The 20140-nt window shown below is 69.3% G+C and carries 15 protein-coding genes; 6 read left to right on the plus strand and 9 right to left on the minus strand.

From position 1 onward, the window contains the following. Positions 1 to 41 precede the first annotated feature (41 nt). Complete coding sequence (locus ACQGNW_RS02815) at positions 42 to 2378, minus strand: TonB-dependent receptor (protein WP_426661541.1); 2337 nt, start codon at positions 2376 to 2378, stop codon at positions 42 to 44. A gap of 153 nt (positions 2379 to 2531) precedes the next feature. On the opposite strand from ACQGNW_RS02815, the gene ACQGNW_RS02820 reads away from it, so the two are divergent. Beyond that, positions 2532 to 3752 carry a murein hydrolase activator EnvC family protein gene (locus tag ACQGNW_RS02820; protein WP_426661542.1) on the plus strand — a complete coding sequence of 407 codons (1221 nt, stop codon included), beginning with the start codon at positions 2532 to 2534 and terminating at the stop codon, positions 3750 to 3752. Between the two features lie 118 nt (positions 3753 to 3870). Continuing rightward, positions 3871 to 5235 (plus strand): S41 family peptidase, encoded by a 1365-nt coding sequence (locus ACQGNW_RS02825; RefSeq protein ID WP_426661543.1) that lies wholly within the window; start codon positions 3871 to 3873, stop codon positions 5233 to 5235. 18 nt (positions 5236 to 5253) lie between these two features. Here the strand turns inward: ACQGNW_RS02825 and ACQGNW_RS02830 are convergent, their stop codons facing one another. Next, positions 5254 to 6516: a class I SAM-dependent methyltransferase gene (locus tag ACQGNW_RS02830; RefSeq protein WP_426661613.1), complete on the minus strand. Its 1263-nt coding sequence runs from the start codon at positions 6514 to 6516 to the stop codon at positions 5254 to 5256. Further along, positions 6509 to 8695, minus strand: a complete 2187-nt coding sequence (locus tag ACQGNW_RS02835) for a TonB-dependent receptor (RefSeq protein WP_426661544.1) — start codon at positions 8693 to 8695, stop codon at positions 6509 to 6511. Before ACQGNW_RS02835 ends, ACQGNW_RS02830 begins: the two co-directional genes overlap by 8 nt. 198 nt (positions 8696 to 8893) lie before the next feature. Here ACQGNW_RS02835 and ACQGNW_RS02840 point away from each other — a divergent pair, with 198 nt between their 5' ends. Both ACQGNW_RS02840 and ACQGNW_RS02845 read left to right on the plus strand, forming a co-directional pair. After that, entirely contained in the window at positions 8894 to 9634 is a 741-nt protein-coding gene (locus tag ACQGNW_RS02840; protein WP_426661545.1) for a hypothetical protein, read from the plus strand. A 74-nt stretch (positions 9635 to 9708) separates the two neighbouring features. Further along, entirely contained in the window at positions 9709 to 10455 is a 747-nt protein-coding gene (locus ACQGNW_RS02845; RefSeq protein ID WP_426661546.1) for a pteridine reductase, read from the plus strand. Between the two features lies 1 nt (position 10456). Here the strand turns inward: ACQGNW_RS02845 and ACQGNW_RS02850 are convergent, their stop codons facing one another. The 3 genes from ACQGNW_RS02850 to folB form a co-directional block, all read right to left on the minus strand. Continuing rightward, complete coding sequence (locus ACQGNW_RS02850; protein ID WP_426661548.1) at positions 10457 to 11311, minus strand: DUF6159 family protein; 855 nt, start codon at positions 11309 to 11311, stop codon at positions 10457 to 10459. A gap of 93 nt (positions 11312 to 11404) precedes the next feature. Next, positions 11405 to 11887: a 2-amino-4-hydroxy-6-hydroxymethyldihydropteridine diphosphokinase gene (folK, locus tag ACQGNW_RS02855; protein ID WP_426661549.1), complete on the minus strand. Its 483-nt coding sequence runs from the start codon at positions 11885 to 11887 to the stop codon at positions 11405 to 11407. Beyond that, positions 11887 to 12246, minus strand: a complete 360-nt coding sequence (gene folB / locus ACQGNW_RS02860; RefSeq protein WP_426661550.1) for a dihydroneopterin aldolase — start codon at positions 12244 to 12246, stop codon at positions 11887 to 11889. Before folB ends, folK begins: the two co-directional genes overlap by 1 nt. A 119-nt stretch (positions 12247 to 12365) precedes the next feature. On the opposite strand from folB, the gene ACQGNW_RS02865 reads away from it, so the two are divergent. Both ACQGNW_RS02865 and dbpA read left to right on the plus strand, forming a co-directional pair. Beyond that, positions 12366 to 12776 carry an OsmC family protein gene (locus ACQGNW_RS02865; protein ID WP_426661551.1) on the plus strand — a complete coding sequence of 137 codons (411 nt, stop codon included), beginning with the start codon at positions 12366 to 12368 and terminating at the stop codon, positions 12774 to 12776. A 35-nt stretch (positions 12777 to 12811) separates the two neighbouring features. Then, the gene (gene dbpA, locus ACQGNW_RS02870; RefSeq protein ID WP_426661552.1) at positions 12812 to 14203 is read left to right on the plus strand and encodes an ATP-dependent RNA helicase DbpA; all 1392 of its coding nucleotides are present in this window, start codon (positions 12812 to 12814) and stop codon (positions 14201 to 14203) included. Positions 14204 to 14658: 455 nt separating this feature from the next. On the opposite strand, the gene ACQGNW_RS02875 is transcribed toward dbpA, so the two are convergent. The 3 genes from ACQGNW_RS02875 to ACQGNW_RS02885 all read right to left on the minus strand — a co-directional run bounded on the left by ACQGNW_RS02875 (position 14659) and on the right by ACQGNW_RS02885 (position 19363). Further along, a complete protein-coding gene (locus ACQGNW_RS02875) occupies positions 14659 to 15906 on the minus strand; it encodes a TIGR03862 family flavoprotein (RefSeq protein ID WP_426661554.1) in 1248 nt (415 codons plus the stop codon). A 120-nt stretch (positions 15907 to 16026) separates the two neighbouring features. Beyond that, entirely contained in the window at positions 16027 to 17721 is a 1695-nt protein-coding gene (locus ACQGNW_RS02880; RefSeq protein WP_426661555.1) for a proprotein convertase P-domain-containing protein, read from the minus strand. 565 nt (positions 17722 to 18286) lie between these two features. Then, a complete protein-coding gene (locus ACQGNW_RS02885) occupies positions 18287 to 19363 on the minus strand; it encodes a hypothetical protein (protein WP_426661556.1) in 1077 nt (358 codons plus the stop codon). Between the last annotated feature and the right edge of the window lie 777 nt (positions 19364 to 20140).

Genomic DNA, 20140 nt, shown 5'->3' on the forward strand with positions numbered 1-20140 from the left:
TGCCCGCCGCGGGGCACACGGCCCGGCGGCGGGCGGGGCGTTCAGAACGGCAGCGAGAACGTGCCCATCACCGCGCGGCCGGCGACGGCGTAGAACAGCGGCACGCCGTTGGCGGTACTGGTCTCGTCGATCAGCGGGGTCTGGTCGGTGAGGTTGCTGACGCGCAGGCCAAAGCGGCTGCCGCGCGGCAGCAGCCCGCCGTCCTGCAGGGTGTAGTTCAGCGACAGGCTGACCAGCGTCACCGCCGGCAGACGATAGACCAGCGCCGGATTGCCGTTCGCATCGACGCCGGTGTCGCCATAGCTGACGCCCAGATGCTTGGCCAGCAACGATCCGCTGAATGCCCCGGCGCGATACAGGACACCGGCGGCGGCGGTGGTCTTGGGCACCTTCTTCAGCTGCAGCCCGGTCTTGTTCACGGTCGCCTTGTTGTAGCTGGCGTTGCCGTAGAGGCTGAAGCCGTCACCCACGTAGACGCTGCCCTCGACTTCGGCACCGCGGTAGCGGGTGCCGCCGAGGTTGGTGAAGAAGGTCTCCTTGCCTACCTTGCGGCTGCTGATCTGGTTGGAGAAGTTGATCGCGTACACGTCGCCGGACAGGCTCCACGTGCCGTTCTGCCAGCTGGTGCCGAGCTGGTAGTTCCTGGTCGACTCGGTCTGCAGGCCCTGGTTGGCGGTGGCCGGGTTGGACACGTAGTACTGGTTCTCGTTCGGCGCCAGGTAACCTTCGGCGGCCTGCAGGTAGGCCGACCACTCCGGCGTGATCGCGTAATGCAGATCGAACGAGGGCAGCGCCTTCTTCCAGGTCTGGCTGTAATCGAACGCGGTGCGCACCTTCTGCTGGATCGGCGCGACGTCGTGGCGCTTGAAGGTGACGTACTTCAGGCCAGGCGTGAAGGTGAGCTGGTCGGTGATGTGCCAGGCGTACTGCAGATAGGGCTGGATCACCCAGAAGGTACCGTCGATGCGGCGGTCGGTGGCCTGGCTCACCGGGTCGCCGCCCTTGAGGACCGGGTTCAGCGCGCCGCCGAGGCTGAAGTCGATCTCCGCCTCGTAGCGGTGGTAGAGCTGCTTGTTGGCCCACACGCCGTAGTCCAGTTCGCCCGGGCCCAGCGACTGCGACAGGCGCAACAGGTCGCCCCAGTTGCGGTACAGCAGGTACATCTTCTGGCCGGGGATGTTGTTGTCGCCGTAGACGGTGCCGTTGGGCGTGCCGAGGCCCGCCGGGAAGGTGCCGTCGCCGGTGGAGCCGGCCGGGCCGCTGAGCTGGCCGTAGTCCATGTTGCCGCCGTTCGGGTCGAGGCCGTTCCAGCCGCGGTGGTAGTACGAGTAGGTGTAGAGCTTGTTGTCGAGCGTCACCGCGCCGAGTTCGGAGGCGAGGTCGACGTATTCGAAGTCGCTGTTGAAGTGGTCGTAGTTGTAGCCGGTGTAGGCCTGGCTGCGCGGGTCGTTCGAGAGGCCGTAGCGCTTGCCGAACACCTGCATCTGGCCCTGCATGCCGCCGGTGTAGGGGTAGTTGCCGTCGGACACGTACGGATACGAGGTGGCACCGACGATGGCCGCGTTGCTGCCGCCGTTGGTATTGCGCATCGCCAGCAGGGTGAGCGTGGTCGAATCGCCGAACGGCTGCACGAACTTGGCGACGACGTTGCTGCGGTCCACGCTGGCGCCGGAAAGATAGCCGTCCGAACGCAGCTGGCGGTAGTCGAGGTAGCCGCTGCCGCCGTTGGCGAGCGTGCCGGTATTGAACTTCACGCCGGCCATGCGGGTGGCGAAGCTGCCGTAACCACCGTACAGCTCGGTGGTGGTGCGTGCCAGCGGGTCGCGGGTCTGCATCGCCACCGTGCCGCCGAAGGTGGCGTAGCCGATGGTCGAGGCCTGGCCCGGGCCGCGGTCGACGACAACCTGGCCCAGGTCCTGCGGCATGAAGTAGTTCGCCGAGTGGTGGGTGAAGTCGTTCGAGTCGCCGACCGGAATGCCGTCCATGGTCAGGTTGTACTGGCCATCGCTCATGCCGCGGATGGTGAAGCCCTTGTTGTTGCCCAGGCCCGGGCCGTTCGGCTCGATGTCGACCACGCTGGGCGCCAGCGCGGCGATCGAGCTGTAGCTGCCCATCGGCATGGTGTTGTTGTCGATGTAGGACCGGCCGATGATCGACTTCGGCTCGATCGCCTTCAGCGAGGCATGCGTCGGCATCTCGTTCTGCAGCGGCGCGGCGGCCACCACATGGACGCCCTTGAGGTTCTTCACATGGCTGCTGTCGACCGCGGGGCTCGCGGGCGGTGTCGGTGTATCGGCGGCCCGCGCCGCGGGAAGGACGGCGGCGGCCACGGCCAGCGCAAGCACGGTAGGCAACGGAAAGCGGCGACGCAACGACATGGGAAAGTCTCCGTAAGGACGCGAGAATTCCCGGCATGCTGGACGTCGGGTATGGCGGCGGCTTTACCGTGGACTGTCGATCGCCGCGCGAAAACCTTGCGAAATCGCAAGATGGCTGTCGCCGCCGTCAGCAGGCTCGGCGATAATCGGCCGATGCCCAGTCCCGTCCGCGCCGCCCGCCTCTCCCTCCTCTCCGTCGCGGCGCTGAGCGCCGCACTCGCCGTCACGCCGGCGCAGGCGCGGCAGGACAAGAGCCAGGCCGAGCAGGCCGCGGCGAAGCAGAAGCTGAGCAACGTGCACCAGGAACTGCAGGCGCTGGACAAGCGTCAGACCGCCACCGCTGCCCGCCGCGATCGGCTCAACGCCGAACTGGCGAAACAGACCACCGCGCTCGCCGCCGCCGCACGCGCCCTGCGCGACACCGATGCCCAGCTCGCCGCCAAGCAGCAGCAGCTCGAACAGCTGCAGCAGCAGCGCGCCGACCTCCAGCAGAAGCTGGCCGGCCAGCGCGCCGCGATTGCCGACCTGCTGCGCGCCAGCTACGCGCTGGGCCACGGCTCGGACCTGCGCCTGCTGCTGGACAACGAGGACGTGGGCCGGATCGCACGGGCGCTGGTCTACTCGAGATACTTTCAGCAGGACCGCGTGCAGAAGGTGCAGCAGCTGATGGCCAGCCTGGCCCAGCTGCAGACGCTGGAGGGCCAGATCACCGCCGAGCAGCAGGCGCTGCAGGCGCAACGCGCACAGCGCGAGCAGCAGAGCCGGCAGCTGGCGCGGCAGCGCGCCGCGCAGCAGAAGCTGGCCGCCGCGGCCGACGCCACCTACCAGGACCAGGCCCAGCGGCTGGCCGCGCTGAAACAGGACGAGCAGTCGCTGAACAACCTGGTCGACCGCCTGCAGAAGCAGATCGACCAGGCCATGCGCGAGGCCGCCGCCCGCGAAGCCGCGCGGCAGGCCGCCGCACGCAGGCACGGCGGCAAGGCGCCGCCGCCCATCGCCGTGGGCGGCGCCGGCGCCAACATCCGCGGCAACCTGCCCTGGCCGGCGTCGGGCGAGGTGCACAGCTACGGCAACGGTGTGCTGATCCGCGCCGCCGGCGGCAGCGAGGTACATGCGGTGGCGAACGGCCGGGTGGTCTACGCCGGCTTCCTGCGCGGCTACGGCATGCTGCTGATCCTCAACCACGGCAACGGCTGGATGAGCATGTACGGCAACAACGAGGCGCTGCTGCACAACGTGGGGGACGCGGTGAAGGCCGGCCAGGCGGTGGGTACCGCCGCTCCGCCCACCGGCGTCAACACCGGCGCCTACTTCGAACTGCGCCACGACGGCAAGCCGGTGGACCCGCGCAGCTGGCTGGCCCAGCACCGCTGAACCGGCCGGGCGCACGCCGTTCAGCCTGCACCGTTGACGGCCGCCCGCCGTCGTCGCAGGCTGGCAGTGTCCAAACCCGCCGCGGAGCGGCGGGCGCCCCCTTCCCCGGAGTCGTACCATGCGGTTTTCCACCTACAGCCTGTGCGCCCTGCTGCTGGCGGCGCCGTACCTCCACGCGCAGACCGCGCCGGCCGCGAGCGCGCCCGAGCCGCCCGTCGAACTGGCGCCCACCCACGTGCACGCGAATGCCCCCGCCAAGGCCGGCGACACCCAGGTCGACCTGCAGGACATCCGCCGCTTCAGCCGCGTCTACGACATCGTGCGCCAGGCCTACGTGGAACCGGTGGGCAACCACGAGCTGATGAAGGACGCGATCACCGGCATGCTCGCCGGACTCGATCCGCACAGCGAATACCTGGACAAGGAAGGCCTCGCCCAGCTCGACGAGGACACCACCGGCCAGTACAGCGGCCTCGGCATCGAGGTGCTGCAGCAGGACGGCGGCCTGGTGATCGTCACCCCGATCGACGACACGCCCGCTTCGCGCGCCGGCATCAAGCCCGGCGACAGCATCGTGAAGATCGACGGCGTGCTGGTCGACCCGCAGAACGTGGACGACATGTTCAAGAAGCTGCGCGGCAAGCCCGGCAGCAAGATCACGCTGACCATCCTGCACAAGGGCAGCGACACGCCGCTGGACATGCACCTCACGCGCGAGAACATCGCGATCACCAGCGTCAAGGTGCGCCAGCTCGACCCCGGCTACGACTACATCCGCATTACCCAGTTCCAGAGCGACACCGCCGCCGACCTGGAACACAAGCTGGCCGTGCTGATCGCCAAGGACGGCGCGCCCAGGGGTGCCGTGCTCGACCTGCGCAACAACCCGGGCGGCCTGCTCACCGCCGCGGTGTCGGTGAGCGACGACTTCCTCGACTCGGGCACCATCGTCACCACCCGCGGCCGCCTGCCCGATTCCAACATGAGCTTCGGCGCGCATCCCGGCGACCTGCTCAAAGGCGCGCCGCTGGTGCTGCTGGTGAACCACGGCACTGCCTCCGCCGCCGAGATCGTTTCCGGTGCGCTGAAGGACAACCATCGCGCCCTGCTGCTCGGCCAGCGCACCTTCGGCAAGGGCGTGGTGCAGACCGTGCTGCCGCTGGACGCCGACCATGCGGTGAAGATCACCACCGCGCGCTACTACACGCCGAACGGCACCTCGATCCAGGCCGAGGGCATCAAGCCCGACATTCCGCTGGGCGACCTCAGCGTGCGCAAGGCCGACGCCGCGCCTTCGCTGATCAGCTCGGAAGCCGACCTGCCCAACCACCTCGCCAACGAGAACGCCAAGGCCGGCGGCGACATCGACAACGACGGCAGCGCCGCCGAGAGCGCGCTGGCCACCCGCGACTACGCGCTGGCGCAGGCGCTGAACGTGCTGAAGGGCATGGCGCTGGGACGCGGGGCCGCGGTCGCGAAGTAGCAACGCCCCTGCGCGCTGCTACAGCCGCCCGCCCTGGTCGGCGGCCAGCAGTTCCGCCGGCAGCGGCAGCACGTCGAGGCCGCGCGCGAACAACATCGCCTGAAAGCGCTCGCCCATCTGGTCGGGCAAGGTGAGCCGCTTCACCTCCTGCGCGAGGCGATAGCGCGCCGCCTCGTCGGCGGCCTGTGAATGCGCCGCCTCGAACGCCTCCTGCAGGCCGCTGGCGATCAGGAACTGCGCCTGCGGCAGGTAGGCGGCCACGCCGAAACCGGCGCTGTTGCCGGCCTCGGCCAGCGCGGTGAAATCCACCGAGGCGGTGAGGTCGTTGAGGCCGGGCAGCCACAGCGGATCGGCGTGCGCGTGGTGGCGGTAGTGCGCCATCAGCGTGCCGTCGCGGCGCTCCGGCTGGTAGAACTCGCGGCGCACGTAGCCGTAGTCGACGAACAGCATCACGCCCGCTTCCAGCGCGCCCGCCACGGCCTGCAGCCAGTACGGCAGCTGCGGCAGGATCTCGCTGCGGTAGCCGTCGGCGAAATCCGCGCCGAGGTCGCGCTCGACGTGGCGCACCGCGCCGGCCACCAGCGCGTCGGCCGGCCGGTCCACGCGCACCAGCCGGCCTTCGCCGTCCAGCGCCACGTATTCCTCGTAGACCTCGCCACCCTTCATCGCGATGCGCGTGGTGGGCAACGCGTCGATCACCTCGTTCGCGAACAGCACGCCGCGCCAGCCGTGGTCGGGCGGACCGTCCAGCCAGCGCACGCGCGCGTTGACCTCGGCCGGCAGCGCAGCGGCCAGCCGCTCGCGCTGGCGCTCGCGCAGGTCGGCGCTGGGTTCGAGGATCAGGTAGCGGTGCGGCAGGCTGCCGGCCTCGGCCAGCGCCTTGAGCGCCGCCTCCGCGAACGCGCCGCTGCCGCCACCGAGTTCGAGGAACGCCGCCTGCTCGCCCAGCGTGTCCAGCACCGGCGCCACCACGTTCGCCACGCAGCGCGCGAACAGCCCGCCCAGCTCCGGCGCGGTGACGAAATCGCCCGCCTCGCCGAACTTGGTCTTGCCCGCGCTGTAGTAGCCCAGCCCCGGCGCGTACAGGCAGCGCTCCATGAACTGCGAGAACGGCATCGGCCCGTGCGCGGCGATCTGCTCGCGCAGGTGCTGCAGCAGGCGGTCGGAATGCGCGCGCTCGTCGGCGCCGGGTTCGGGGAGTCGGGATGCCATCGTTGCGTCGTTGCCGGAAAACGCGACAAGCATAGCGGATGACCGACGGCGCCCCGCTCCGTCAGAAATCCTTCTGCAGGCTCAGGTACAGGCCGCGCCGCGGGCCGTACTGCGGCGCGCCCACGCCGATGCCGGTGCCGTCGCGCAGTTCGTAGGTGCGGTCCAGCGCATTGATCAGCGCCAGCTGCGCATGCAGCTTGCCGGTGTCCCGGAAACTGAAGTCGCGCGACACGTTGAGGTTGAGCTGGAAATACGCCGGCATCGAGGCACCGTTCGGCACCACGCCGTCGCGGCGCAGGCCGCTGCCGAACAGGTAGTCCGCGCCGACGCGCGTGCCGTCGCCGAAGGCGTAGCCGAGGCCACCCGAGGAGGTCCAGGCCTGGTCGTGGTCGAGGAAGATGTAATGGTCGGCCACGTAGGCGAGGTCGTCCGGGGCGAAGTTGTACTGGCTGGTGATCACGCGTTCGCCCATCGCGCGGCTGGCGGCGAGGTTGAAGTAGGCGTTGAACGGGCCGCTGTCGTAGTTGGCGGTGAACTCCGCGCCCTTGATGCGTCCCTTGGCGTAGTTGAAGGTGGAATACACCAGCGCGGCGCCGAACTGGCCCTCGTCCTGCAGTCGCCGCACCTTGCGGTAATAGGTATCCAGGCCAAGGGTGAGCGAGCTGCCGAACTGCTGCTGGATGCCGACGTCGAAGTAGTCGCTGCGCTCGGCCAGCGGCGTGTTGTCGCCGTTGTCGGGCAGCGCGTTGGTCGTGCCCGCGAACTTCCGGATGTTCGCCGTGGTGATCGCCTCGGTAGCCGGCGGCGTGAAGTAGCGCGAGTAGCCGGCGTGCAGCGTGGTGTCGGCGCCGGCCTGGTAGACCACGCCCAGGCGCGGGCTGAGCTGGCTTTCGGTGCGGAACGCCTTGTACACGTCGCCGCGCAGGCCGTAGTTCACGGTCAGGTTCTGGCCGATGCTCCACTCGTCCTGCACGTAGCCCGACCAGGTCCTGGCGACGACGCGGTTGCCGTCGACGATGTTGATCGGCGTGGTGCCGGTCTGGTTGCCGCCGGCGTCGGCGGGGAATACCCAGGCGTCGTTGGTGCTTGGCGCGCTTTCGTAGCTGCCGTAGATGCCGTAGCGCAGGGTGTGCGCGTCGCCCAGCGGCGTGGCGAAGTCGGCCTGCAGCGTGCTGGCGCGGTTGCTGCGCGAGATCGCCGAGGCCACGCCGTTGAACATCAGGTCGCCGACCATGTCGGGCGTGAAGGCCAGGCTGGAATAGCGCTGGCCCAGCGACACCTGGTAGTCGGTTTTGCCCAGCTTGCCCTGCAGCGACAGCACGCCGAAGCGCGTCTGCTCCCGTTGCCGCTCGTCGAGATCGGCCGAATCGAAGCCGGTCCGGTCGAGGTACCGGAAGGACGGCTGCTGGTTCGGGTTGTCGGGGATCTCGAAGCGGTTGTTGGCCATGCCGAACATGAAGCTCAGCCGCGTGCCGTCGTCGACCAGGTAGGACACGTCGCCGAACGCCTTCACCTGGTTGGTGTGGTCGTGGATCGGCTTGCGGCTGGCCGTGGGGTTCTCGATACCCGCGTCGTTCTCGAGGTAGTTGCCGGTGAGGAACCAGCTCCAGCGGTCGCTGCTGCCCCACACGGAGGCATTCGGATTGAGCGTGCCGGACGAGCCGGCGGTGACGCCCACGCTGCCGCCGTTGCCGAGGTCGTGGCCGCTCCGCGTGGTGATGTCCACCACCGCGGCGGTGCGCAGGCCGTACTGCGCGGGCAGCGCGCCGTCGAGCAGCTTCACGTTCTGGATGGTGCGCGCGTCCAGGGTCTGGCCGAAGCCGGAAATCGACTCGGGAATGATCACGCCGTCGATGCGGTACTGCAGGTTCGCGTGGTCGCCGCGCACGTGCAGGCCACCGTAGGAATCCTGCACCACGCCCGGCGCCTGCAGGATCACCTGGTTCACCGGGGTGGACGCGCCCAGCGGCAGCTGCGCGATCGCCTTGCGGTCGATCACGTACTGGCTGGAACCGGTGTCCGGCGACAGCGCGTTGCGCGCCTGGTCCAGCGCGGCGGAGACGCTGATCGCGCCGAGTTCGCGCACCGTCGGCGCCGGGCGGTTCCGCTCATCGGCCGGACCGTCGTCCGTCGTCGTGCCGCCGACCGCGGCGGAGCCGGTGGCGGGCGGGGTGGCGCCGGCGCGCGCGTGGACGGGAGCCGCGCCCAGTGCGATGGCGAGGCTGATGGCAAGCAGGGAGGGCTTCATGGGCGGGGGGTTCCAGGTGGTCGGCGAACCGGCATCGCGGCCGATCCATATGTGTAATGTTATAACATTACTAACACAGACCTGAGCGGACCTGGGCCACAAGTCATGGCCACGCGACACCGGTGTTGATCCTCGCTTCATGCCGACGCCCTAGACTGGTTCCCTTGCGCCACGCCAGTTGCGCCCACGGAGTGCGCCATGACCCAGCGACGCCCGCCCGCCCCCGATCGCGCCGGCGGCAGCCGGCAAGTACCCGCGGTGATCGGCGGGCACGAGGAAGCAAGCCGGATCACCCAGGCCATCCTCGACTTCGTCAGCCGCATCCCCGACAGCACGGTGGACGGCACGGCCGATCCGCGGGCGCAGGCGCGCCAGATTGCCGCGCGCGCCGCGCAGCGCGCCGCACTCACCGCCGGTACGCTGGCGCTGCCGCCCGGTCCGCTGGGCTGGCTCACCCTGCTGCCCGAGCTGGTGACGATCTGGAAGCTGCAGGCGCAGATGGTCAGCGACATCGCTGCCGCCTACGGCCGCCACGCCGAACTGGGCCGCGAGCAGATGCTGTACTGCCTGTTCCGCCACACCGCGGCGCAGGCCTTCCGCGACCTGGTGGTGCGCATGGGCGACCGCCTGCTGTTCCGCCGCATGTCGCAGACGGTGGTGGAGCGCATCGCGAAACAGCTCGGCGTGAAGCTCAGCCGCCGCGCGCTGGGCGAAGGCGCATCGCGCTGGCTGCCGGTGATCGGCGCACTGGGGGTGGGCGCCTACGCGTACTACGACACCGGGCAGGTGGCCGCCACCGCGATCGAACTGTTCGACGGTGGCATCGAACGCGAAACCGGCGACACGCCGACGGAGCCGGCATCGCCGGCACGCCGTCTCGTCGGGGCGGTGCGCAAGGCCGCCTCGCGCCGGCGCGGCACGCCCCCGGACAAGGCCTGAGGCGCTGTCGCGGGTGACGCGGATGCGCCGATCCGGCAAGCTGTAGACAACCGCCGCCGCGCAGGAGCCGCCGCATGCCGCCACGCCGTGAACGCCCCGTCGCTATGGTCACCGGCGCCGGCAAGCGCGTAGGCGCGGTGATCGCGCGGACGCTGCATGCCGCCGGTTACGACGTCGTGCTGCACTGCCGCCGCTCGGTGGCGGAAGCGGAGGCGCTGGCCGCCGAACTGGAACGCGCGCGCGCCGACAGCACCCTGGTGCTGCAGGCCGAACTCGCCGATCCGCATGCGCTGCCCGCGCTGGTGGACACCACGCTCGCCCGCTACGAGCGGCTCGACGCGCTGGTCAACAACGCCTCGGCCTTCCATCCCACGCCGGTGGGCGCGGCCACCGTGGCACAGTGGAACGAACTGTTCGCCTCGAACGCGCAGGCGCCGTTCTTCCTCGCCCAGGCGGCCACGCCCGCGCTGCGCGCCGCACGCGGCGCGATCGTGAACCTGGTGGACATCTACGCCGAGCGCCCGCTCGCGGACCATCCGATCTACTGCATGGCGAAGGCAGCGCTGGCGGCGATGACGCGCTCGCTCGCGCTCGACCTCGCCCCGGACATCCGCGTCAACGGCGTGGCGCCCGGCGCCGTGCTGTGGCCGAGCGACGGCAAGCCGTACGCGGACCAGCAGGCGATGCTGGCGCGCACGCCGCTGGCACGCGCCGGCGCGCCCGAGGACGTGGCCGGCGCCGTGCTGTGGCTGTTGCGCGACGCGCCCTACGTGACCGGCCAGATCGTCCGCGTCGACGGCGGGCGCAGCCTGTCGGTGTGAATCAGCCCTTGCGGCGGAACGCCGACTCCAGCAGCGCCTGGTCGAAGCCACCGCCCGCCTCGCCCGCTTCCGCGTAGCGGTACAGCGCCGCGGCGTAGATGCCCTGCAGGGTGGACTGCACCAGGCCCAGCAGCGTGAAGCCGACCACCACCAGCACGATCGCCGGCACGATGACGGCGATCGATTGCGTGGCGACCGCGCCGAACACCAGCACCGCCGCCAGCAGGGCCGCAAGGAAGAACACCAGGGCGAACACCACGCCCAGGCCCGCGTTGCCGATCACGTTCTCGCCCCAGGTCTGCTTGAGCAGCTCCGCGCTGCGCTTCACCGCGTCGACCGGCCCGGTGTCCTCGCTGGCCAGCACCGGCACCACCAGGAAGGTGGCCACCGTCCAGGCCAGGCCGAGCAGGCCCACCACGAAGCGGCCGACCAGGCCCAGCCGTTCCTGCAGCGCTCGCAGGAACAGGCCCACGGTGGCTGCGATCAGCGCATAGCCGAAGATGCTGCCCAGCCGCGAGCGTGCCAGCGCGAAACCGTCGGCCAGCCCGGCCGGCTCGCCGCGCAGGCGCTGCAGCGCCACGCCGGCCAGCGCGGTGTTGAAGAACACGATCACGAAGTACTGCACCAGATAGAACGCGAACAGCACCACGTAGTAGCCCGGTGCGAAGCGGCGGCCGTCGAGGTCGACACCATGGTGGCCGACCGCCGCCAGGACCACCGGCAGCAGGAAACTGGCCGCCACCACGAGGGTGCACAGGCCGGACAGCAGCGGAAACAGCAACAGCGACTTGTCCGAGCGCAGCACGCCTGCGCTCGCCTTCATCAACGCCCAGCTGCGGGCGAACTTTCCGGCCATGCCCCCTCCCTCCATGCACGCGATTGGAGCCACCGTTCTAGCACCGCGCGCGCCGCAGCGACAGTGCAAGGGCGCATCGACCGGCTCCGTCCGTCAGAGCGGCTCGGCCAGGAGCGGCTCGCGCTCCTGCGGGAATGCCGCCCACAGCTCGGCCATCGTCCGACCGCTGACGGGATGGCGCACCTGCGGCGCGATGTCGGCAAGCGGCTTCAGCACGAAGGCGTGCTGCAGCTCCTTGCGCGGGATCTGCAGGTGGCCGGGACCGTCGATCACCTGCTCGCCGTACAGCACGACGTCCACGTCCAGCGTGCGGTCGGAGTAGCGCGGCACGTCACGGCGGCGGCCGTGGCGATCCTCCAGCGCGTGCAGCCAGTCGTTCAGCGCCTCGGGTTCGAGCTCCGTGTCCAAGCCTACGGCGAGGTTGACGAAGTCGGCGCCGTCGAAGCCCACGGAGCGGCTGCGGTAGGCCGGCGACACCGCGATGGCACCGAAATGCGTGCGCAGTTCGTCCAGCGCTGCGCGCAGGTAGCGATGCGGCTCGAGATTGGAGCCGAGGCTGAGGTAGACGCGGGCCATCAGCCGGCCCGCACGCCACGTTCGATGCGCACGCCCACCGCCTTCGCGCCGCGCACCGCACCGGGCTTGGACAGCGTCAGTCGTACCCAGCTCACGCCGAATTCCTCGCGGATGATCGCGGCGCAGCGTTCGGCGAGCGTCTCCACCAGGCCGAAGCTGGAGGCGCCCACGTAGTCGATCAGCCGCTTCGACACGTCCTTGTAGTTCAGCGTGTGCGCGATGTCGTCGCTGGCGGCGGGCACCGTGTTGTCGAACGCCATCTCGATGTCGAACGACAGCGTCTGGCGCACGCGGCGTTCCCAGTCGTAGATGCCGATCACGGCGTCGATACGCAGGTCTTCGATGAAAACGATGTCCATGGGAGTGCGTCGGCAAAGCCTGGGCGCTACACGATCCGCGACTGCGCGCGTGGATGCAAGTCGCGCGGGCCGCCGGCAAGCGTGCTACACAGGAGCGACCGAAATCCGGAGCACCGCCCATGAATGCGAAACCCGCCGTCACCGCCAGCATCGCCGCCACGCCTTATGCCGTGCGCCTCGCCGACGACCGTGGCCACACCTGGCAGGGCGACGAACCGCCCGAGCTGCACGGCGGCGACACCGGCCCCAACCCGCACCGCCTGCTGCTTTCCAGCCTGGGCGCCTGCACCGCGATCACGTTGAAGATGTACGCCGAGCGCAAGGGCTGGCCGCTGGAAGGCGTGGACGTGGCGCTGGACTTCAACCCGGACGGCACGCCGCCGCCCGGCAGCAACCGGATCAGCCGCCGCATCGCCCTGCGCGGCGAACTGAGCGACGAACAACGCGCGCGCCTGCTGCAGATCGCCAACGCCTGTCCCATCCACAAGGTGCTGAGCGGCGAGATCCACATCGATTCCGCGCTGGAATAGAACCGCGCTGCGGCGACGGCGTGCGATCATGGCGCATGACTGCCTTCGCCACCCTGCCGCTCAAGCCCGCCCTGCTCGCCAGCCTCGACACCCTCGGCTATACCGAGATGACGCCGGTGCAGGCACGAAGCCTGCCGCCGATGCTGGAAGGCCGCGACGTGATCGCGCAGGCGCAGACCGGCAGCGGCAAGACCGCCGCCTTCGGGCTCGCCCTGCTGCAGGCCCTGCAGGCGGAAACGATCCGCCTGCAGGCGCTGGTGCTGTGCCCCACGCGCGAGCTGGCCGACCAGGTCAGCAAGTCCATCCGCAAGCTGGCGGCGAACATCTCCAACGTGAAGCTGCTGACGCTGTGCGGCGGCATGCCGCTGGGGCCGCAGCTGGCCTCGCTGGCGCACGATCCGCACATCGTGGTGGGCACGCCCGGCCGCGTGCAGGAGCACCTCAAGCGCGGCAGCCTGCACGGCGGCGGCATCCAGGTGCTGGTGCTGGACGAGGCCGACCGCATGCTGGACATGGGTTTCAGCGAGGCGATCAACGACATCGTCGGGCGCATCGCCAAACACCATCAGACGCTGCTGTTCTCGGCCACCTACCCGGAGGCGATCCGCGAGGTGAGCAGGCGCCTGCAGCGCGAGCCGGTGGAAGTGACGGTGACAACGCCGCACGAGGAAACCACCATCGAGCAGCGCTTCCACGAAGTGGAGCCGGCACAGAAGATGGACGCACTGGCGCAACTGCTGGCCAAGGGTACGCTGAGCGCGGAGCAGGCGCAGCACGCGCTGGTGTTCTGCAACATGCGCAAGGATGTGGACGCCGTCGCACAGGAGCTCGACCGCCGCGGCTTCTCCGCGCTCGCCCTGCACGGCGACATGGAACAGCGTGACCGTGACGAAGTGCTGGTGCAGTTCGCCAACCGCAGCTGCTGCGTGCTGGTGGCCACCGACGTGGCCGCACGCGGCCTCGACATCACGGCGCTGCCGCTGGTGGTGAGCTACGACATTGCGCACGACCCGGACACGCACACGCACCGCGTGGGCCGCACCGGGCGCGCGGGCGAGAACGGCCTCGCCATCACCCTGGTCACGCCGCGCGAGCGGCCCAAGGCGCAGAACATCGAGCAGCAGCTCGGCCAGCCGCTGCCGTGGCATCCGTTGCGCGTGTCGCCTCCGCGCGGCAAGCAGCTCAACCTGGCGCCAATGAAGACCCTGGTGATCGACGCCGGCCGCCAGGACAAGCTGCGCCCCGGCGACGTCCTCGGCGCACTCACCGGCGACGCCGGGCTGGCGGCACAGGACATCGGCAAGATCGACGTGTTCGCCACCCGCGCCTACGTGGCGATCAGTCGCGCCCTGGCGAACAAGGCGCTGGAACGGCTGCGTGCGGGGCGCATCAAGGGGCGGAATTTTCGCGTGCGGGCGCTCGGCTGAGCCTTTTCCCTTTTCTATTGTTGGGACAGGTGGCGTTTCCCCTTTTGCTTTCGCAAGCGACAAAGCGGTTTCGGGCGCCGGCAGGCGACCGAAATCGCTTTGTCGCCGGCGAAGACGCACGAGCAACTGCCCCTCTCCCCCGACCACTCTCTCCTGCAGGCGGGAGAGAGGAAATCGAGGCGACCGCGAGCACCCGCCCCTCACCCCGACCCTCTCCCCAAAGGGGAGAGGGAGAAAGGCACACGCGTCAACGCTTGGCCAGCGTGCCGCGCAGCGGCACGGATGGACGGCAAGCGCCAACCGGGGTGGCCTTCTCTTGTGGTTACTTTTCTCTTGGCCACGCAAGAGAAAAGTCACCCGGCCACCGGCAGGTGGACGAAATCGCTTTGTTGCAATCAACGGATTCGAGGCGGTCACCTGCAGGCTGGCGAGCCTGCTCTGCCGCATGCGCAAGCTCAATAACTCGACTGGCGCCGCAGCCAACGCGCCGCGCCGCGCCCCGCCAGCAACCCGCTGGCAAAGCACGCGGTCAGCAGATAGCCGCCGGTGGGTGCCTCCCAGTCCAGCATCTCGCCGGCGCAGAACGTGCCGGGCCGCGCGCGCAGCATCAGGTGTTCGTCCAGCGCTTCCAGCCGCACGCCACCGGCGGTGCTGATCGCCTCGGCCAGCGGGCGGGGCGCACCGAGCGCCAGCGGCAAGGCCTTGATCCGCGCGGCGAGCGCGGACGGATCGGCAAGCACCGCCTTGTCGACTCCCTCGAACACCAGCGCGCATTTCGCGGCATCCAGATGCACGCGGCGGCGCAGCCAGTCGCCGAGGCTGTGCCTGCCGCGCGGCGCGGCAAGGCGTTCGGCCAGCACCGCCTGTGTGACGCCCGGCGCCAGGTCGAGTCGCAGCAGTGCCTGGCCGTCCCGGGCGATCCGCTCGCGCAGGTCCGCGCCGATCGCATAGACCAGGCTGCCTTCGATGCCGTATTCGCTGAGCACGCACTCGCCCTGCCGCACTTGCGCCACGCCGTGCCGATCGACCCAGTGCGCCGTCACCGCCTTCAGCGGCGCGCCGGCGAAACGGCTGCGCAGATGTTCGCTCCAGGCGATCTCGAAGCCGCAATTGGCGCTCTGCAAGGACGCCACGTCGACGCCAGCCGCGCGCAGCGGCGCCACCCACGCGCCGTCGGAACCCAGCTTCGGCCAGCTCGCGCCGCCCAATGCCAGCACGGTCGCATCGGCGGCGACGGCGCGCTCGCCGTCCGGCGTGGCGAAACGCAGGGCACCGTCGCCCCGCCAGCCCTGCCAGCGATGATGCATGTGGAAGGCCACGCCCGCACCGCGCAACCGGTGCAGCCAGCGGCGCAGCAACGGCGCGGCCTTCATGTCGGCGGGAAACACGCGGCCCGAGCTGCCGACGAAGGTCTCCACGCCCAGCCCGCGCGCCCAGGCGCGCAGCGCCTCGGCGTCGAACGCGCGCAGCCAGTTCGCGACTTCCTCGCGCCGTGTGCCGTAACGCCCCGCGAAGCGTGCGAACGGCTCGCCGTGGGTGAGGTTGAGCCCGCCCTTGCCGGCGAGCAGGAATTTCCGCCCCACCGAGCCCATTGCGTCGTACAGGTCGACCGCGATGCCCGCGGCGCAGGCTGCCTCGGCGGCCATCAGGCCGGCCGGGCCGCCGCCGATGATCGCGAGGCGTGGTGGGGTGTCAGTCGTCATCCGCCCATGGTCGCACGGCGGCTGCCGCCGACAAACGAGAAAGGCCCGGCCGTTGCCGGCCGGGCCTGATGCTCCCTGCAGCGCGCCTCCGTGCGCGCACGATCCTTCACGGCCGTCCGATCAGAACGTCAGGCTCCAGCTGTTGAGCGTGCCGTAGTCGCCGCTGTACCACGGGTCGCTGTCGATCACCTTCAGCTTCCAGGTGCCGTTGCCCTGCACCGACGAAGCGTTCACCGTCCAGGTCTTGTTGATGTTGCCGTCGTCGTTGTAGTCCGGGTACTGCAGGATCGCGTAGGCACCGTTCGGGGCATACAGCACGATCTCCAGATCGCCCGACCAGTTGTGCGTGATGTTCACGTGCACCTGGAGGTTGGAGGGCGCCGCACCCGGCTCGCCGGTCACGCTGATGCTGCTGGTGACGGTGGCGTTGTCGTTGATCGCCTGCTGGGTGTTGTTGCTGAAGGTGCCGCCACCGCCACCGCTGCTGGCGACCGTCACGGAGGCGGTCTTGCTGCTGGTGGCACCGGTGTTGTCGGTCACCGTCTCGGTGACGTTGTAGGTACCCGCCGCGGCGTAGGTGTGGCTCGGGTTGGCTGCGGTCGAGCTGCTGCCGTCGCCGAAGGTCCACGAGTACGAGCTGATCGTGCCGCCGGTGTCGGTGGACGCATCGGTGAAATTCACCGTCAGGCCGTTCACCGTGTCGGTGAAGTTGGCCACCGGCGAGCCGCCACCACCGCCGCCACCGCCGCCGTTCACGATCGCATGCGAGATCGCGCAGGAGTTGGTGTCGTTCGACCAGCTGGCCTGCTCGGTGAAGGTGCCCGTGCCCATCGCCACGTTTGCCGCACCGCCCGGCTGCCCCGCCGCGATCCACGCGCACTCGTCGGAGTTCTCCTCGCCGCTGCTGGCGTTGGTCCAGCCGCCTGCCGGATAGGTGTCCGACATCATCTCGTGCCACTCGTGGCCCAGCGTCATCGTCCAGCCGTCCAGCGTGCCGGCGCTGCCCGAGTTCACGAAGTTGACGCCGCAACCCGCACCGCTGTCCATGTTGTAGGGCTGGTTGCTGTAGGCGATGTCGCCGTACGACGAGGTGGTGTAGTCGTGCCACGCGCAGTACTGGCCCTGGTAGTTGTCCGGGTTGGTACCGTGCGGCGACATGATGACGTAGTAGGTGTAGCGGTTCGAGCCCTGCGCGGTGTTGCCGAAGTGCGCCGCCGCCTTGATCGCCTCGTTCGCCAGGTCGGCCTGGGTCGGGGCGCTGGGCGCCGCTGCCGAGTTGTCGTAATAGACGCCGGCCAGCACGCCACCGCTCTGGTACGGCACGAAGTTCGCGTTCGACGGGCAGCTGGTGGCACCCTTGGCCACGTTCGGGCCGTCGCACCACTGGGTCAGGTCGGCCGACCACAGTTCGTTGCCGGTGCCGATGCCCTTGAACATCTCCTCGGCCACCGCGGCGGCACCGTCGGCGTCGCCCGAGAACACGCTGTCGCCCTTGCTGTTCGTGGTGCGCGTGCCCCACTGGCTGCCGTAGTAGACGATGTACACCTTCACGTGGCCGTCCATCACGCCCACGCCGTCGACGCCGCCGTTGTAGGTCAGCGTGTTCGAGCTGGTCGCCGTGGTCGCGGTGGTCGCGTGCGTGTTGCGGTACTGCTTCATCTTCTGGTGCACGGCAAGCGTGGGTATCACGCCATGGCGATAGCTGTGCCCGTAGGCGGGCGAATAGGGATTGACCGCCGGCTGCGTCGTGTGGCCGGCCAGCGCCGGACCCGCCGCGAGTCCGAGGACCACGGACGCCGCGACGGCCTTCAACATTAGGTGTTTCATGGAAAACCCTCTTGAAAGTTGTTTGGACATGCCGAGACCGCGCCTTCGCGCGCCTCCACGTCCCACCCTGCTGCGCCATGGCGCAACACCTCCCCCCACCGACTGTCCGTGGCGCCTGGGGTCTTTCGAAACGCCGCTCCCCTTGCTCCCTCGCTCCGGCATCTCGCAACGCCACCACATGCTCAAGAACGGATGCCGGCGCAAAAGCCCTACCTTCGAATTTCGATCGCCATCGCGCCGGCGCCGGCAAAACGTGCGCGCCGTCGCAGCTTTCGCCTCGGGCCTTGTCCCGACCGCCTGTCGCCGGGCGGGTTCGCCTGCTCCAGGGACGGCAATGCACGCATGTGGCGCTCGCATCGCCTCGGGAAGGACAGCGGCGATGCGGGCGGAGGCCCTGCACGATCCGGTGTGGCCTGGCCGCGACCCGGCCGCGAAACCGCCGGAGCGCCACTGCTTTCGCCAGTGCGGACGCGAAAAGGCCCGGCCGTCGCCGGCCGGGCCCGATGGATCCATCCGTGCGCGAGGCCTGCGCCTCATGCACGGCCTGGCGGCATCACAGGATCGGATGCGAGATCGCGCAGGAGTTGGTGTCGTTCGACCAGCTCGCCTGCTCGGTGAAGGTGCCCGTGCCCATCGCCACGTTCGCCGCGCCGCCCGGCTGCCCCGCCGGAATCCACGCGCACTCGTCGGAGTTCTCCTGGCCGGTGCGGGGATTGGTCCAGCCGCCTGCCGGATAGGTGTCCGACATCATCTCGTGCCATTCGTGGCCCAGCGTCATCGTCCAGCCGTCCAGGTAACCGGCCGAACCCGAATTCACGAAATTGACGCCGCAGCTCGTGCCGAGGTCCATGTTGTAGGGCTGGTTGCTGTAGGCGATGTCGCCGTACGACGAGGTGGTGTAGTCGTGCCACGCGCAGTAGCCCTGGGTCGGGCTCTGGTAGTTGTCCGGATCGGAGCCGTGCGGCGACATGACGATGTAGTAGGTGTAGCGGTTCGAACCCTGCGCGGTGTTGCCGAAGTGCGCCGCCGCCTTGATCGCCTCGTTCGCCAGGTCGGTCGCGGTCGGCGCGCTGGGCGCGGGGGAGTTGTCGTACCACGAGCCCGCGTACACGCCGCCGCTCTGGTAGGGCACGAAGCTCGCGTTCGACGGGCAACTGGTGGCGCCCCTGGCCACGTTCGGGCCGTCGCACCACTGGGTCAGGTCGGCCGACCACAGCTCGCCGCCGGTGCCGATGCCCTTGAACATCTCCTCCGCCACCGCCGCGGCGCCGTAGGCGTCGTTGGAGAACACGTCGTCGCCGTTGCCGTTGAGGGTCTGCGTGCCCCACTGGCTGCCGTAGTAGACGATGTACACCTTCACGTGGCTGTCCATCACGCCCACTCCGCTGGTGCCGCCGCCGTAGCTCAGCGTGTTGGAGCTGCCCTTGCGATGTTGCGAGGCGGCGTAGCGGTGCATCAGCTCCTGCACCGGGAGCGTGGGTATCGCGCCATGACGATAGCTGTGCCCGTTGGCGGGTGCGTAGGGGTTGAACTCCGGCGATGCGCCATTGCCGGACTGGGCCATGGCCGCCCCTCCAGCCAGCGCGAGCAGAACGGATGCCGCAACAGCCTTCGATGCGATGTGCTTCATGTGCACTCCTCCGAGTGATGGTGTGATGGTGCCCGCATGCACCCGCATGCCTGGGCATGGACCGCACGTCCCATGTTGGACACCCCAGGCCTGACCGGCCGCCGTGCAAGCCCGGGATGAAAACGGCGTGCACTCCGGCCCGCCGCGTCTCTCATCAGGCGGCAGGCATGCGCGGCAACGCGCGCTCGATACGGATGGGACTGGACATCTGCAGACACTCCCCAGAGAAATTCGAGGCGAGCGGATCCGGCGCGGCAGCACGGGCCCGCGGCAACAGGATCAGCGCACTCGCGTGCGGCACCACTTTCTGCTTGCCGGACGATTCCGGGGCGCCCGTCGCGGCCGTCGTCCCCGCTTGCTCCCTCGCACGGACGGCCTTGGGCACCACGCGACGACGCCCGCCCCCGCAAGCGTCATCCGGAACCATTCGCCGATGCTCCCCATCGCGAACCCGCGCAACCTACGCATTCGAATTTGCACCCGTCAATATCAGGAACGGCGAAATCGAACCGACGGCACATTGAATGTTTACATTCGATTCATGCGGATTTGCCATCCGCGAAATCGGGCGTTTTCGCCGCTTCTGTCGCATCGGTGCGAACCGCCATGGATCCTGGGAAAGGCCTGTAAAAAAAGTCGCTGCCACGCCCACGACGACACCCCGTGCCACGCAAACGCAGGGCCGCCGCCTATATCCAGTCATGTCGAAACAAATTGCGCATCCGGAATATCCGCAAGATCCAGCCGCGCGAAATAAAGCTGCGCCGATCGGCCCCG

The organism is Rhodanobacter aciditrophus (genome assembly GCF_050026795.1).
Taxonomy (GTDB): domain Bacteria; phylum Pseudomonadota; class Gammaproteobacteria; order Xanthomonadales; family Rhodanobacteraceae; genus Rhodanobacter_A.

What these genes read in the sequence shown, in the direction of transcription:
- folB (WP_426661550.1), bottom strand. Translation starts at nt 12,246, where the DNA reads ATGGACATCGTTTTCATCGAAGACCTGCGTATCGACGCCGTGATCGGC.
- ACQGNW_RS02815 (WP_426661541.1), bottom strand. Translation starts at nt 2,378, where the DNA reads ATGTCGTTGCGTCGCCGCTTTCCGTTGCCTACCGTGCTTGCGCTGGCC.
- ACQGNW_RS02845 (WP_426661546.1), top strand. Translation starts at nt 9,709, where the DNA reads ATGCCGCCACGCCGTGAACGCCCCGTCGCTATGGTCACCGGCGCCGGC.
- ACQGNW_RS02850 (WP_426661548.1), bottom strand. Translation starts at nt 11,311, where the DNA reads ATGGCCGGAAAGTTCGCCCGCAGCTGGGCGTTGATGAAGGCGAGCGCA.
- ACQGNW_RS02880 (WP_426661555.1), bottom strand. Translation starts at nt 17,721, where the DNA reads ATGTTGAAGGCCGTCGCGGCGTCCGTGGTCCTCGGACTCGCGGCGGGT.
- ACQGNW_RS02840 (WP_426661545.1), top strand. Translation starts at nt 8,894, where the DNA reads ATGACCCAGCGACGCCCGCCCGCCCCCGATCGCGCCGGCGGCAGCCGG.
- ACQGNW_RS02875 (WP_426661554.1), bottom strand. Translation starts at nt 15,906, where the DNA reads ATGACGACTGACACCCCACCACGCCTCGCGATCATCGGCGGCGGCCCG.
- ACQGNW_RS02885 (WP_426661556.1), bottom strand. Translation starts at nt 19,363, where the DNA reads ATGAAGCACATCGCATCGAAGGCTGTTGCGGCATCCGTTCTGCTCGCG.
- folK (WP_426661549.1), bottom strand. Translation starts at nt 11,887, where the DNA reads ATGGCCCGCGTCTACCTCAGCCTCGGCTCCAATCTCGAGCCGCATCGC.
- ACQGNW_RS02865 (WP_426661551.1), top strand. Translation starts at nt 12,366, where the DNA reads ATGAATGCGAAACCCGCCGTCACCGCCAGCATCGCCGCCACGCCTTAT.
- ACQGNW_RS02820 (WP_426661542.1), top strand. Translation starts at nt 2,532, where the DNA reads ATGCCCAGTCCCGTCCGCGCCGCCCGCCTCTCCCTCCTCTCCGTCGCG.
- dbpA (WP_426661552.1), top strand. Translation starts at nt 12,812, where the DNA reads ATGACTGCCTTCGCCACCCTGCCGCTCAAGCCCGCCCTGCTCGCCAGC.
- ACQGNW_RS02835 (WP_426661544.1), bottom strand. Translation starts at nt 8,695, where the DNA reads ATGAAGCCCTCCCTGCTTGCCATCAGCCTCGCCATCGCACTGGGCGCG.
- ACQGNW_RS02825 (WP_426661543.1), top strand. Translation starts at nt 3,871, where the DNA reads ATGCGGTTTTCCACCTACAGCCTGTGCGCCCTGCTGCTGGCGGCGCCG.